At 44.4% G+C, this 14478-nt stretch carries 10 protein-coding genes; 4 read left to right on the top strand and 6 right to left on the bottom strand.

Annotation, left to right across the window (positions count from 1 at the left end; translation table 11 throughout):
• Positions 1-813: 813 nt before the first annotated feature.
• Positions 814-1689, bottom strand: coding sequence for an SDR family oxidoreductase (locus SG35_RS29660; protein ID WP_044832339.1), 876 nt, complete (start codon positions 1687-1689; stop codon positions 814-816).
• Positions 1690-1775: 86 nt separating this feature from the next.
• Positions 1776-2618, bottom strand: coding sequence for a type 1 glutamine amidotransferase domain-containing protein (locus SG35_RS29655; protein WP_044832340.1), 843 nt, complete (start codon positions 2616-2618; stop codon positions 1776-1778).
• A 127-nt stretch (positions 2619-2745) separates the two neighbouring features.
• Between SG35_RS29655 and SG35_RS29650 the strand changes: the two genes are divergently transcribed.
• The 3 genes from SG35_RS29650 to SG35_RS29640 all read left to right on the top strand — a co-directional run bounded on the left by SG35_RS29650 (position 2746) and on the right by SG35_RS29640 (position 6205).
• Positions 2746-3672, top strand: a complete 927-nt coding sequence (locus SG35_RS29650) for a LysR family transcriptional regulator (protein WP_044832341.1) — start codon at positions 2746-2748, stop codon at positions 3670-3672.
• Between the two features lie 279 nt (positions 3673-3951).
• Positions 3952-4161: a winged helix-turn-helix transcriptional regulator gene (locus tag SG35_RS29645; RefSeq protein WP_084692680.1), complete on the top strand. Its 210-nt coding sequence runs from the start codon at positions 3952-3954 to the stop codon at positions 4159-4161.
• Between the two features lie 364 nt (positions 4162-4525).
• Positions 4526-6205 (top strand): methyl-accepting chemotaxis protein, encoded by a 1680-nt coding sequence (locus SG35_RS29640; RefSeq protein ID WP_044832342.1) that lies wholly within the window; start codon positions 4526-4528, stop codon positions 6203-6205.
• 95 nt (positions 6206-6300) lie between these two features.
• Here the strand turns inward: SG35_RS29640 and SG35_RS29635 are convergent, their stop codons facing one another.
• Positions 6301-7068, bottom strand: coding sequence for a hypothetical protein (locus SG35_RS29635; protein ID WP_044832343.1), 768 nt, complete (start codon positions 7066-7068; stop codon positions 6301-6303).
• Positions 7069-7366: 298 nt separating this feature from the next.
• Complete coding sequence (locus SG35_RS29630; RefSeq protein WP_044832344.1) at positions 7367-8065, bottom strand: hypothetical protein; 699 nt, start codon at positions 8063-8065, stop codon at positions 7367-7369.
• A 466-nt stretch (positions 8066-8531) separates the two neighbouring features.
• Between SG35_RS29630 and SG35_RS29625 the strand changes: the two genes are divergently transcribed.
• On the top strand, positions 8532-8924 hold the full coding sequence (locus SG35_RS29625) for a hypothetical protein (RefSeq protein ID WP_044832345.1): 393 nt from the start codon (positions 8532-8534) through the stop codon (positions 8922-8924).
• 921 nt (positions 8925-9845) lie between these two features.
• Here SG35_RS29625 and SG35_RS29620 read toward each other — a convergent pair.
• Positions 9846-12002: a M4 family metallopeptidase gene (locus SG35_RS29620; RefSeq protein WP_044832346.1), complete on the bottom strand. Its 2157-nt coding sequence runs from the start codon at positions 12000-12002 to the stop codon at positions 9846-9848.
• A 287-nt stretch (positions 12003-12289) separates the two neighbouring features.
• Positions 12290-14011, bottom strand: a complete 1722-nt coding sequence (locus tag SG35_RS29615) for a M43 family zinc metalloprotease (protein ID WP_084692684.1) — start codon at positions 14009-14011, stop codon at positions 12290-12292.
• Positions 14012-14478: the final 467 nt, after the last annotated feature.

Here is a 14478-nt window from a genome sequence, read left to right as displayed (position 1 = left end):
TGCCAAATTTCAAGGATTATTAATTGGGCAGATGTCAGCTTAAGCCAGGCATATTTTGCTGCCCGGCTAAACGCCTACTTAACTTTGTCGCCGGCTGTAACAGCCGCACTGTCAAAGCTAAGCAAACGTCTGCAAAGCAGCATCCAGTGCATTTCGACGTTTCATGTTCGTTGTCTCTCAAGAGCCATTTATTTCTTTTCAAGCTAATCCTGATGCTTTTATAGTCAATGATCAATTGACGCGACTTCTTTGCTTTATTAGTATATTTTTCGGCCGCAATTTTTTTTGTGTCATTTGGAATTACTCGGCTCAGTTGTCTATGGCTGATAATTAAACAAAAAGAAAAATATGTCAGATAAGACATATCAGGCAAGTTTAAGGAAAATACGATGACAGATAAGAAAAAATTAAGAGAGTCAGATTAAAGATCAGGATGTGAAGATACAAACCCCTATTATTACGATCAAGAAGAAGGGCAATATGAACCTAATCCGGGAGGCGGGATTAGTTTGCCGGAGTTTTACCAGCCGTTAGATTCACTGAATAACAATAACACGTATTTCCCGGGCACAGAAACCTTACCCCATGGTGAGATGCGAGTTACTTTTTAGGCCGTTCATCTTGGCCGCCTTGCCGCGCCCAAAAAGGAAGCTCTGTTTTGGTTGAACCGGGTAACAATACACCAAGCCCAAAGCGGTTTTTCTTTGATTTAGGCAACGGCAGTCTTTGACCCCGTGGTTAAGGGGCACCCGATAATCTAATGTAAAATTACAATAAAATAAAAGGTGCGCCTTAAAGAGTTAGTCGTTCAACTTAGCTCTGTTTAAGCTGAAACAAATTATCCATTGAGTAAGTGGAATAAATTTCTTGCATGGCATTTTCAGTAGCTTGGTTAACTGCCTCTATAGCCGGGTTCAAGCCAGTGCCATCGACAGTGGTTCTAAACGGGCGATTTTCAGGCGCTGTTTCCAATAGCTTTAGCACAGCATCTGCAACCATCTGTGGATCCGGCGCATCTTCCAAGTCATGGCTCTGCTCAGTGCCTGCCCACATTTGTTCAGGAGCATCAGCATATTCTCCATAGCTCTGGGCCACAGCCTTATCACTGGCTTTTAACAGGTTTGCGCCAAAGTCAGTGCCAAACCCGCCAGGCTGAACAATTAAAGACTGCACACCAAACTGTGAAAGCTCTACACGATAATTTTCTGCCAACCCTTCTACGGCATGCTTGGTGGCATTGTAAGAGCCTAAGAAAGGCAAAACAAACTTGCCTAATATGCTTGAGATCTGGATTAAGGTGCCATGACCCCGCTGCTTCATTTGTGGCAACACTGCGCGTGTTAACCGCTGAACCCCAAAGACATTGATGTCAAAAACCTTCTTGAAATCTTCTATATCAAAGCTCTCCTGCCAACCAAGTGTTCCCACGCCCGCATTGTTAATTAAGACATCAATTGCACCTGCGGCTTCGATTGCTTCAGTAACCCCCCTGGCAACACTTTCATCATCTGTTACGTCTATATCGACGACAAGAATACCTTTGGCTTTTAACTCATTGGCGATGGAGGCATTACGTCCCTGAGGATCGCGCATTGAGCCAATCACTTTGTAGCCATTGCTTGCCAGGGTATTGGCAATAAGATAGCCGAAGCCACTGTTTGAACCGGTAATAAGAATTGTTTTAGTCATGATAGTTTCCTGATTATTAAATATGCTTGTATTAAGCCTTGTCTGAATAAGTTGTTTTTTGTACTTGATGCCTAAGCGGCGGCATATCAGTTCAGTAGGGTTAGCAATGCCTGAGCAACCCCCACCGAAGATTTGTTGTTTTGGCCAGTGATTAATTCACGGTCGACAACTATGTGCGGCTGCCAGTCTTCCTGGCTGCGAGAGTAATTACCACCAGCATTGGTTAATGCTGCTTGCGGCCAGTAGAACAACTCATCACCTCCTAAGTAGTATTTGGTGGCAACGGTTTCTTCTGCATTGCTGAAGGTGGTCATGTTGTAGCCGTCATAAATCCAACCTGCTGCCGGCTTGGCCTTTTTTCCTGCTTTCATTTGCACTTCAAAATCAGCATTGTTTGCTAGTGCAGACAGCAGAGCAACCGGGCCGTGGCACACCAGTGCGGTCGGCTTGGACTCGGCATTAAAGTGACGTAAAAAGCTACCCAGTTGATCATTAGCAACTAAATCGCCTAATGGTGCGTGACCGCCAGGGACAAACACGGCATCAAAATGCTCAATACCGATTTGTTCGATACGGGAGAAGCTTAAAATCGGGCTGTATTTTTTGTCGGTCAGCTTTAGCTTATTTAAAAGCGTTTTATGGACGTTGTAGTTTGCTTTACTTACGTCGAGGAAATGCTCTGGTGTATCAGAAACAGGATCTAAGGTTGGCGCCAAGCCGGTTGGCGTAGCAAAGGTCAGTGTATGGCCTGCATCCATGAACAGCTTAACCGGCTCCATAAGCTCATTCAGGTAAAAGCCGGTTTTGTAGTTATAACCATTCTTGAGCTTCATCTCAGAGATATCAGACATAACAACTAAGATGTTGTCTGCCATGGTTACCGGGCTAATCACTAGAGCCGCGACAGCAAGGAGTTTTTTCAGTTTCATTATCATTACCTTAAAATTGAGTGTGACTGTGTTCGATTCACAAACAGAATAAGGTTTGCATGTTCATTAATGAAATTAATTAAGCTAATATAGCTATGAATAAGATTAATGACCTGGATTTGTTGTCATGAGTAATATTTCTGACATAGAGTTAAACCAGCTAAGACTGCTGCAACTGATATTTGAAACAAAAAATCTAACGCGTGCCGGTGAACGTGCCGGGTTGACACAATCAGCGGTCAGTCATACCTTGAAAAAACTTCGTCACAGTTTCAATGACTCATTAGTGATCCGTCAGGGTAATAAATTAGTATTGACCCCTAGAGCGGAGTCGATGCAAACCCGTTTAAATCGCTGGTTAAATGATTTTGAACGCAATATATTGATCCAGGAGGAGTTTGAACCATTATATTCCAGCCGTACTTTTTATATTGCGACCAGTGACCTGGTTGAGCAGGTTATCGCGGCACCTTTAATAAAACACCTTAGTAAAGTAGCTCCCAATATTCATCTGATTTTCAATAAACTGGATAAGCACAGTCTCGCCAGTCAAATAGAGAGTGGTGAAGTTGACTTTAGCATTAGTGTGGTAGAGTCGAGTCACCCGAGCTTGATGGTAACAACCCTGTATCGCGACGACTTCCTCTCAGCGACAAGAAACGGGCATCCTTTTTTAGGCACGAAACGCGACGCACAAAGCTTTTGTCGGTATCCCCACATTTTGGCGGGAACCGGGAAAGACAACCGCGGTATGGTTGATGACGTGTTAGAAAAAATGGGCTTATCCAGAGATGTGCAGTTTAAAGTGGCTAACTTCTCAAGCGCTCCCCATATCCTGGAATCAAGCGACGCCATACTGACGGCACCACGAAAATTCATGGAGGTTATCGCGGACAAATTCAATATCACAGCGTTTAAAACACCTGTCAATTTAACGAGTTTTTCCATGAAGCTATATTGGCATGTTAAAAATAAAGATGACCAAAGCAACCGCTGGTTACGGGAACAAATTGTGCAAATAGCTCGTGGTGAGGATCATATGCCGGAGTTTTGAATATCTCGGCAATGAGTTTATCCTGATGCCGGTTCACGATACGGCTAACCTTAATGGTATTGGCGGTCAGGGCGAAATAAGCCTAACCACCAAAAGACTTTATTGCCAGAGACTAAAAGACCCCGTTTGAGTTTCGGGTATTGCCGCCACTGACCAGGGAATAAAATCACATAAAACTGTCAAGCGCTTGAATGGAATCCCAATGTTCAACAATTTTTCCATTTTCAATCCGCCAGGTATCAATAATATTCAAGCCCTTTTGGTCATTTCACTCAGCGGATGTTAACGCAAACGCTGCGAGATTTAGAGCGAAAAGGTTATGTAAAAAGAACCGTTTTTCCAAAAGTCCCGGTAAGAGTTGAATACGAGCTCACAAAAATGGCCACTGGTATCGTTAAACCTTTATATCAATTAGTATCTTGGGCGAACGAACATTATGACGATATTAAGCATTGCCGTAAAAGCTATGATGACAGGATCAGCTCATAGGCTGCACATGTTTCAGACATCGACAACTCGCCTCAAATAATTTAAATATCAATAGGATAATTTCGGTTCTATTCAGGCTTCAGAGAAAGTAGCTTACTTATAAAACACCTATTAAGATCTGGCATAAAATGTGCGGAGTACTTTCAAATTAAAGCTTGGAGAGTTTATCAGGGCTTTCATTTAGCATAAAAGAGATTTGCCAGCAAAATCCAGTGCTAACTCCTTCACAGTGCTCAACTCCGCATAAAAAATAAAAGGAATGTTAAAGATAATTTATAAAATAATTAAATGAAAAATAGCAAAATGAAAAATAGCAAATTATCTTCTAACTTTAGGTAAGTATTATTAAGGCGGTTACTTTTCTATGACCATCAGAAAGCTCCTTCAAATCATGTTTACCTGCGCCGGAGTCATATTAATCGGCATTCTTACTTTAACCTTCATGTTATCGTCTTCCCAAGAAGAGTCGGTTACCAGTGCCAACGAACGACTTAACTCATACAAATTAGCTCAAGAAGTTCAGCTCGATTCAGACGCGCTAACGCGGTTAGCGCGAACTTACGTGGCAACCTTAGACCCCAAATTTAAAGATGAATACTTTTCGATTGTGGATAAAATCGAAGGCAAAGCGCCTCGCCCGGATGGCCGCAAAATACCATTTAGAGAGCTATTGGTAGAGAATGAGTTTACAAAACAGGAACTTCAATTGCTGGATAAATCGGTTGATTTGTCCTTCAACTTAATCACCACGGAAGAACAAGCATTTAATCTAGTGGAACCATTTGAAAACAAAGCGCCGGAGCAGCTCACCGGAGAAGAAATAAAGCAATGGAAAAAAGCGATCAATTTACTGTTTGACTCTGGTTATCATCAAGAGCGCAACAAGATATTTGCGCCGGTTGATAAGTTTATGACCATGCTCAGCAGTAGAAAACTGGAGGAGTTTAACCTGGTTTCTGAACAAGTCAGTTCAAAGGTAACTATTGCCATTGCCTTTGTTGTCATTTTATTAATCTTTTTTATGGGCTGTTACGCCTTTATCATTGCAAAAGTGGTTAAGCCAATCGAGAAGTTAAGGCAGGCTGCGTTGGTTGTCGCTAAAGGAGATTTAACAAGTAGTGGCAACAGAACCATTCAATCTGACAATGAATTAGGCCAGCTCAATGACGCCCTTGATGTCATGGTTGATTCATTAAGTAATATTATTTCTGACGTGAAACAAAGTTCAGAGTCAACCTCTAAAGCATCACACCAGTTATCCGGCAGTGCATCTTTGGGCATGGAACTGGTGGACTCTCAAAAGCAATCTACCGACTTAATTGCCACCGCCATTGAAGAGTTGTCGCACAGTGCCAGTGAAGTAGCCGGGGTATGTGAAAATGCCATTGGCATAGTGTCTAAAGCCAAACAGGAAATTGAAAATGGACGTCAAGCCATGGAACAAGCCGACAACTCGGTTAGTAATATTCGCAATAATTTAGAAACAGCAGACAAAGCCATAGCTGAGCTGAGTGAAACAGTAACCAGTGTTAACCAGGTTGTTGACGTGATTAACGGCATTGCCGAACAAACCAATTTACTCGCTTTAAATGCGGCGATTGAAGCTGCCAGAGCGGGCGAACAGGGCAGGGGATTTGCAGTGGTGGCCGACGAAGTCCGCTCGCTTGCTCAACGCACTCAGTTGTCTACCAAAGAAATTTCACAGACCATAGAAATGCTTAAATCGAAAGCTCAGGAAGTATCATCAGGCATGGAAGAAACCAAAGGTGAATTTACTTGCTTGATGGACAACTCTGATAAGGTAGGAGGCTCTATTAGCAGTATCAGCGACGGTTTTGTCGCGGTGAACGATGTCACATCGCAGATAGCAACTGCCGCACAAGAACAGTCTGTAGTATCTCTGGATATCAGTAAGCAGGTTAATGAACTGGTCATTAAAGTGGATGATGTCAATTCACTGAGCCAGGAGCTGAACCAACACTCAAGTGAAATTACCGACATTTCGAATACGCTTAATGCTTCTATTTCAAAATTTAAAGTTTAGAAACTTTGGGGCCAGGTCTATTTTATTGCACTGTCGATTGCTAAAGCCTTACAGCATTGCAAAGAGCAGGGCCTGCCCCTCCTGACCCCACTTTGCTAGCTAAAGGTCCATGATGAAAACTCAGAAGACAAAACACTTTGGTGACTCGTCAAGGTGACAGATGTAGGCTGAACAAGCGTAACGGTACCAGCACTATCCAGGGTAAAACCATAAGAGATAGCGTCAAATGCCGTAACTTTCTTTTTAGCATCATCTACGCCATTTAAAGCTAACGTTGCCGTCCACCAGGTTGTCCCGGATCCAGGAACAGGTCGCCATGGTTTATCTTTAAAGGTAGAAGGGCTGCTGGCATGCTCGGCATCGGTCCAATAAAAGGGTTTGCTATCATCATTTGGCCGTGGGTCCACATAAGGGGTTGATGTACCACCTAATGGCGCATTGGTATCAATGGTTTGCGTCCAGCGAAAACCTCCAGGGTAATCAGTGGATGAAAAAAGATTTTCCCCTTCTACCTCTATCGACAAGCCTTTTTGAGTTGCCGACTTGGTAAATTTTGACATGCTGGTCAGTGATGTATTTTGATCTTGCCCGTCAGGCTCTTCTCTGCCAATCTTATCGGAGCGAGTCGGTATCCCCCCTGTGAAAGACTGAGCAATTGAATCAGCCTTGGCAGGCTTTTTAACACCGTGGGTCCGATAGCTTGCTGCGCTCTTCTCCCCATCCATGGGCAAATTGTTATCATTGAGGATATTTTGAATCGCAATACGGCTTTTACTGATATGCGGAATAGCATTTACTCTACCTTGAGTACGATTAGCTAAATTGTGAAAGTTGCTTTTACCTTTCTTCTGTAACTCAAACATACTTTGCTCCTCTACCAACATAGAGACTTTTCATATGTAACTATAGTTAATCGATAGAATGGGATAAATAATATTGATGTACTTCTTATAAAGCATGGATTTGATCTTTGAACAGCCCCTTTTTTATTTGAAAGGTGATGGCCGCCGATACTGTGCGATGAGTTTGCTCAATGCGGTGAAGTATCTAGCTTTTCTTGTGCTCCTTCGCCACCATTAACCTTTTAGATTACTCAGAACCAGCATATAACCCCTTCCTGGTATGATTGCAAAAAACAAGATTTGACCCCATAGGCCTGCCTTAGACGCGCTTGCCTAAATGCTTCCCCATCAAACAAGTAAGCCCTAAAGCAAATAACCAAAACGTCGCAGTAATTGGTATTTTTGATACACTGTTTATGGTTCCTATTCCTTCGAATATAATGTTCCCGACATCATCTGATTCTTGGATAAAGAAAATTGCAAGATCAGTCCTCGTTATATCAGGAAGCGCTTGAAACTGCAGATCGGAATACAAGCTGGTATCAAAAGAAACGAAAAGGAGTTCTGCGTTCCCTTTTGTGCCTATAAATGCGCTGCCTATCCATGCATCAAGCAAAGTACCAACTTCTAACGAGACGCCAGGCAACATGTTTACAGTTGCTGCATCGTCATGTTCAAGATTATATTCATCCCAAATAATGATGCTTAGATCGGTAGTGGTTTGAGTTGTAGTTGCATTGCTAATGGCAGCGTTGTACGGGGGGCCAGAAAATAGATACTCACATTCGTCATTTAGGCAAGGTAGTATGGGCTTTGATTCATTGACAGAATTTCCTGCTTCGAAATGTCCAAAGTAAGAATCTCCAACTGTTGCTCCTGCGTATGGACTGGAACCGGTATCAATAAATATATGCTCCAATGTACCATTATAAGTCAACAATGTTGCACCCGATGGCATTGATACAATGAACATTAACAACACAACAATACTATTTAATTTCTTTTTGCGGTAGTTCATAGAAAATTCCTCCTTGTTAACCAAATTGATCAGTTGATAATTTAGATGTGGAGAATTTTAAGTCTTGAGTATAGTAAGAATAAAAAGCCTCTTCCAAGTGTTTATTTCAGATTCAATGACGACCGTCAGTAGGTGAAAATATTCACTCCTCAACTATATTTCTTATCACTGTGTAAGATTCGCTGATGTTACGTTTTTAGATAGGAAGATAACGTCTGTCGGCGTTGAAAAATTCAATTAATGATAGATATTAGCTCCATGTTATAGCTCTTGAAACAGAGCAGGACTGAAACAGAGTTGGACAGCCAAAAAATTGTATTATTGAAGCCGGAGGTTGCTCTATAGCAACACCTCTTGCCAGAGCCTTGATCTGTCTATCGCTTTGTCTATCCATGCTATAGTTAGACTTTAAATTAAAAGTGTCAGTGGCAATTGCTATTCGACACACAGACAAGGATGAATGGTAATGTCAAATGCACCAGGGATAATCACGGTTGGCTTTTATATGAGAAATAACGAAGGCGTTATTGAACCTATGGTCGATGAGTATACAGGTGAAGAGATGACGATCTCGTTTGACCTTAGAGAAGACCCTTTTGTTTGGAGTCGCAGCGCTGATGCTGATGATGAGTGTGACCAGGACGGACATCTGCACTGGAATGCCGCCACAGGCATGTTCTACCGCGATGGTGTATTTAGCTGGGAGGAATATGGGCCAAAACATAGTGAGGAAGAAATCCTCGATATGGTTGCCAATGGTGAAGGCGGCGTGCGTAAGGCTGTAACCCACGGAGTGGCCGATTTCGCTTATTTTCTCGACCACCACGATATGCTCCTGAAGATCGTTGAGACGAAATAACAAACAAGTGTGCAAGCTTGGAACATGAATCCGCGCAGAAACATTTTTCCACCTCCGGCTCCCCGCCGTAATGGCCTACTCACACTTGTCTTCAATCCGGTAAAAAATTCAGAATAAATTTTGGGACGCCTGTGCCTGCTGATAAGGCAGTGAAAAAGTATGAAAATACGATAAGTAAGTTAGGCACCTTTTCTAGAATTATAGGGCGCCTTTTGACAAGCAAAGGATGCTTTTAAATAATGTATCACAAGTTGTTCAAGTCCACTCTGGGCCTTGGGCCCTCCAGGGTAAACCTGCACTGCATTCCGGCAGCCCTTAGCTCTTAAGCCTTAGTTAAACCTTAGTTAAGCGTCATAAATACGGAGCAAAAAATGCAGCTTTCATCATTTTGAACATCCAAATGCCGCGTCACTTCATTAAGGGTGAAAAGGTTTGAGAAATGAAAAAATAAATATTATTTTTTTAGCTTATATTTTTAACCAATTTTGGCTTTAATGGGTTGTTAGGGGAGATGGTTGACCTTATTCAGTCATTGAACATCCCTGCTTAAGGGGTAATAATATCGGCCAATATGATGTCCGGGGGCATTAGAGTACTACAATAACGGTTGATGCTACACTGCGACACTTTTATAAAAATTAAAGTGTTTTGAGGTTGTTTGAAAATATACCTATGCACAGAAAAGATAGATTTTATCTATAAGTAAAAATTACCGAATAAGCTCTCTTTGGCAAAGCCTTCAAGTGCTTTATTATTTATAATCTGCCTATCCTTAACGCTATAAAGACTAGTTGTGATAGGCAGTTACACAAATTTAATACAGTCTCCAAACGAATGTCCGGCTTTGCCTCCTGCCAAGGCAAAACATCCGATATCCCCAGGATACCGGATATTAATCTTGCTATTGATTTAGCCGAAACATTACGGCTGATATTGCCAGTTCATTGTGACATCATCAAAGCTACCGCCGCTGCCCCTCAAACCTATGTACCAGGCGCCGGCATCGGGAGCGTTGATAATACATGACTCTTCATTACCGTCGGTGCGAGAGCGGCAATCGTTGTTCCTGTTGCTGGGCTCACTGCCGTGCTTTAAATACAAGCTGGCATCACCGGTGCCGCCGGTCAGGGAAACATCCAGCGTGCCCATGCCTTCAGGCACTTCAAGGGTACGGTACAGCCATTGATTACGGCTGGCTGAAAGTCCTGATTCCGTACCGCTGTCGCCTTCACCCGGGTTGGGAATATCACTGCCATCATGGGCGACCGACAAGGTAAGCTGTTCAAAACTCACTTGTGCCTCGATAACTATGTACCAGATACCTGCCTCAGGATTGCTAAAGCTACAGCTCTCATTGTTATCGGGTTGGCCCGGATAACAAAGATTGTCTACCGGTGTCGGTATGCCTTCATATTGAATGACCAGATCGGCATTGTCATAAGTGGTATCGACAATAGGGCCGCTGATGGCGACATCCAGGGTTGTTGCCCCTTCAGGCACTTCAATGGCGTATTTAAGGTGAACTCTGTCATCAGACCAAAGGTCGGTGAGTACAGTGCCGTTTTCCAGCAGGGTATATTCCGGCGGTGTCGGCGGCCTTTCTTCGCTGAATTCATCGCACATGGCAACCCCGACCCCATTAAAGGCGGTTTCGACATCATTGAGGTTGTAGCCTAAATCACGCGCCGCGGTATAAACACCGCAGGCTCCGTCTTCAAAGCTGGAGGTTGCCTGCCAGTAGAGCTGGTTGGCGACCACATAAGTTTCGCCGGCCATGCGTATGTCCCAACCCGGGGTATTGGTCAGCAGGTAGAAGGCTTTATTAAATACCCCTGAGCTGTAATGCACATTCATAAAGCCATAATAGTCATCTGCATGGTCAATAGAGTTGCCGTCTTGTGGCGGGTTATCCATGTAACGCAGTGCCCCGTCGGCTTTAAAAATATCACCACCGACATGCCAGTCATTGCTGCCGCGGCTGTAATATTTTGCCACTTCTCCCATAACATCTGAAAAAGACTCGTTAATGCCGCCGGATTGAGAGAAATAAGCCAGACCTGAGTTTTGCTCGGTAAAGCCGTGGCTGATCTCATGGGAAACCACATCCAGACTCACCAGGGGATAGTACCTGTCCAGGCCGTCACCGAAGGTCATTTGCTGACCGTCCCAAAAGGCATTTTCATAGTCAACACCATAATGCACCCGCATCGCCAGTTTAAACTGTAGCGGCGCACTCTGGTACCAGTCATTGTACATATCAAAAACAACACCACCAAAGTAATGGGCATCATTAAGGGCAGAATAACCGCCATTAACTGGCTTATAGAGGTTTTCAGGGCAGGTAAACTGGTGAATTTCTCCCCCCGAGGTGGCGTGATTCATGTCTATGGTAGCAACATTGTCATTGTCCATACGGCAATCATCGGTCACGTTTAAAGCAGGGAAGTCACGGCCGTAATAATACTGGCCGGTTTTTTCATTGCCTCCCGGGCCTGTTGCTTCGGCAAAGGCCATGGCGTCATAGGCCAGCAATATCACGCCGTTATCGGCATCTATGATAGCGGTGGGCCGGCGCGGCGTTTCGGAATACACCACGTAATCGGTTTTATAAGCCAGGTGGGCACGGTTATCATCGCCGATATAGATAATAAGCTCTGCGGTTTCATGAGATACCTCAGTATCGCCATTTTTTTTCCGGTTGATGCTTTTGACTTGTGCTTCACTCAATCCGGGTATCACGGAGCTGACATCTGTTGCGATATTTTGGGCGAAAGTCCCCGAGATATCACTCAGTACCCCCATAGGGGAGACTTCTGTAGCAACACTCTGGCCCCAAACAGGTACGCCCCGGTAATACTGCGACATACGCTGTTTTGATTTTCCGTTTTTGAATACCCGCTTACTTTTAACCCGAAAACTGTGTTCGGCAGACAAACCTAAAACACTGTGCATTTCAACCCCGGAAACGGGATGCTGCTTGAGGTGTTTTCTGGCGTTTATTGATTCGGCGGCCAGGGCATTTTGCGCTGAAACAGCAGCCAGGGCCAGCAGTAGGACGGTTATTTTATTCTTCTTCATAAACATTTCCTTTGTTTAAGTGATAAAACTCAGTAATAAAAACAAGGCGAGACTTCCGAGTGACAGAAGCGGATCGTCAATGATTTTTACCATGGTTTTTTTATGCTCGATGACTTGAGCACAGGTTTGTTAGCGACTTACTCTTGCTAACACGGGATCTGCCCTAAAGGCTCCCAGGCTTATCTTATAGTCAGTCTAATCGCCGGTTATCAGGCAGGCGACAAGCTCTAAATATATGAATGGCCGGGGAGCCCTCAGGGCCAGATATACTCAGCGAACCAAACGGTTTAGTTCACTGTAACGGTCAGTGTACCGTTGCTGACTCCATCTGCCCGGCCACGCACGGCGATATGCCAGCTACCGGAAGCAGGGTTGTTCATGGTGACTTGGCTGCCGCTAGTGTCTCTGAGGTCGTAGTCCCGCCCCGAAGGCTGGGCGCCCTCTTTGAGCATCAACATGGCAGTGCCGCCGTTTTTATCTAATTCAGCCACTAAACTCGTTGCCCCCGGTGGCAATTCTACTTCAAAATATTGGTAGCTGCCGTCGCCAACATTGACATCAAAGCTGGTGACCGTGCCATTGCCTGAGCCGTTATCATAACTTGCCTGCAGGGTGACATTGTCAAAGCTGCTGTTGTTGTAGCCCTTCACAACCACATAATATCTGTCTGCCTGGGTTGGGCCGAATTCACTTTCATTACAGGTTTCATTGCTGCCGCCTATGTTAAGAAAACAGTCGGCGCTGCTTGAGCTTGAATAACTGCCGCGGTTGACATAAAGATCGGCATCGCCGCTGCTGCCACTGATGGATATTTCCAGGTTGCTGCTGCCAGGCGGTACATCGATATAAGCCAGTACCTGCCCGGTACCCGTTGCAGAAATGAATTCATTGCTGCCGTTAAACAGCACTATTTCTTCATCAATGCCGCTGTCATTGGCGGTACCTGTGGCAATCAGGTTGGCTTGTGACCACAAACTGGCGCGTGACGGCACTGTCATGGCATTGAGCATGCGGTCAACCTGATCTTTTGTGTAGTTGGCATATTGATCGGAATAGGCCATAAAGTTTTGCCAGTTAATGACTTCTCCCTGGCAGTTTAAGGCGCCTCCCTGCATATCTGAGTTATCTTGCTGCGGGGTGTCGCATACCTCATCGCCCGTGCTGGTGCACTGGTTGACGTTACGTGAGCTACAGCCGCCTTCAAAGGTATGGATCAAATCGAGGAAGTGACCAAATTCATGGGTTAATACCGAACGGAAATTTTCATCGGTATTATCACCTAAGTAGGCGCCATTGTAGACAACCCGTGCCAGGCCGTCATTCGACATGGTGGTATCGGGATACCAGGCCACACCAGAATTGTTGGTCACCCCGTCGCCGTATAAATCATTTTGAATGTAGACATTCATATACTTATAGTTATCCCAATGATCGTCACGCACGTCTGAGCTTGAATAATTGCCGGCACCCGATGAAGCCGGGTAATAGATAATACCACTGGTGGGGTTACCATTGGGGTCTAAGGTCGCCAGGCGAAACTCGACACTCAGGGTATCTTTAAGATCGGAGAACTCCGAATCAATTTCATCAAAGTCAGGTGCCTGGCCCTGGAAGTCCTCATTGGTTCTTAACAACGCATCCTTGATCACGGCATCGTCTACGGTATCGCCGTTATGTACGGTGCCATAAACATGAAATACCACAGGGATAATATAGCTTGGATCAGTCGTGATGGCGTTCACTGATATCGGCGTATTATCCGAAGTTGCTGAAACGGCCGCTTTTTCCGTTTGCTTGCCCGCACGCGACCGGCTGATCTCAGCAATATTTTTCCGACGTTCAATCGCTTCTTTTAGTGCCGCCGGGTGATTTTTATAGTGCAGGGCGTTTACGTCACTGGCGTTACAATGTTGCGGCGCTACTTCCTGATGACCGAACTGGGCTGCTTGGGTGTATGAGGTTGCAACCAACATGGCTGCAGACATCAAAGTCCTTTTTTTATTTATCATATCAATCACTTCACTTTATTTATTTTTATTGAAGATGGAAGCTGTCGGTTAAGAAAGTATTTCTTGGGACAGCGGCGTTGAATGACTGCATCATATGTCCAAACTGCTGGGTTATCGCATATGATATTCAGTATACAATATACCCGGCAATTTATGGATTGCAACGTTTTGTTTGGTTTTTGATCAGTTCAAACCGGCGGGTAGCCAAATAAACAGAGCTGGATTGAAACAGAGTTGGAAGGCAGAGTTGGGCAGCCAAAACTTGTACTATTGAGACCGGAGGTTGTTCTATTGCAACTTACACCTCCGGCTTCCCTCGCCGCCGTAAAAGCCTACTCACGCTCGTCTTCAACCCGGTAAAAAATTCAGAATAAGTTTTTGGATGCCCGTGCCTGCTGATAAGGCTGCGAAAAGAGTATGAAAATACGATAAGTAAGTTAGGCGCCTTTTGACAAGCAAAGCATACT

The sequence above is a fragment of the Thalassomonas actiniarum genome (assembly GCF_000948975.2).
Classification (GTDB): domain Bacteria; phylum Pseudomonadota; class Gammaproteobacteria; order Enterobacterales; family Alteromonadaceae; genus Thalassomonas; species Thalassomonas actiniarum.
The sequence above is the reverse complement of the archived record's forward strand: the minus strand, read 5'-3'. Positions and strand labels throughout refer to the sequence as shown.

What these genes read in the sequence shown, in the direction of transcription:
- SG35_RS29660 (WP_044832339.1), bottom strand. Translation starts at nt 1,689, where the DNA reads ATGACTAAAACAATTCTTATTACCGGTTCAAACAGTGGCTTCGGCTAT.
- SG35_RS29655 (WP_044832340.1), bottom strand. Translation starts at nt 2,618, where the DNA reads ATGAAACTGAAAAAACTCCTTGCTGTCGCGGCTCTAGTGATTAGCCCG.
- SG35_RS29650 (WP_044832341.1), top strand. Translation starts at nt 2,746, where the DNA reads ATGAGTAATATTTCTGACATAGAGTTAAACCAGCTAAGACTGCTGCAA.
- SG35_RS29645 (WP_084692680.1), top strand. Translation starts at nt 3,952, where the DNA reads ATGTTAACGCAAACGCTGCGAGATTTAGAGCGAAAAGGTTATGTAAAA.
- SG35_RS29640 (WP_044832342.1), top strand. Translation starts at nt 4,526, where the DNA reads ATGACCATCAGAAAGCTCCTTCAAATCATGTTTACCTGCGCCGGAGTC.
- SG35_RS29635 (WP_044832343.1), bottom strand. Translation starts at nt 7,068, where the DNA reads ATGTTTGAGTTACAGAAGAAAGGTAAAAGCAACTTTCACAATTTAGCT.
- SG35_RS29630 (WP_044832344.1), bottom strand. Translation starts at nt 8,065, where the DNA reads ATGAACTACCGCAAAAAGAAATTAAATAGTATTGTTGTGTTGTTAATG.
- SG35_RS29625 (WP_044832345.1), top strand. Translation starts at nt 8,532, where the DNA reads ATGTCAAATGCACCAGGGATAATCACGGTTGGCTTTTATATGAGAAAT.
- SG35_RS29620 (WP_044832346.1), bottom strand. Translation starts at nt 12,002, where the DNA reads ATGAAGAAGAATAAAATAACCGTCCTACTGCTGGCCCTGGCTGCTGTT.
- SG35_RS29615 (WP_084692684.1), bottom strand. Translation starts at nt 14,011, where the DNA reads ATGATAAATAAAAAAAGGACTTTGATGTCTGCAGCCATGTTGGTTGCA.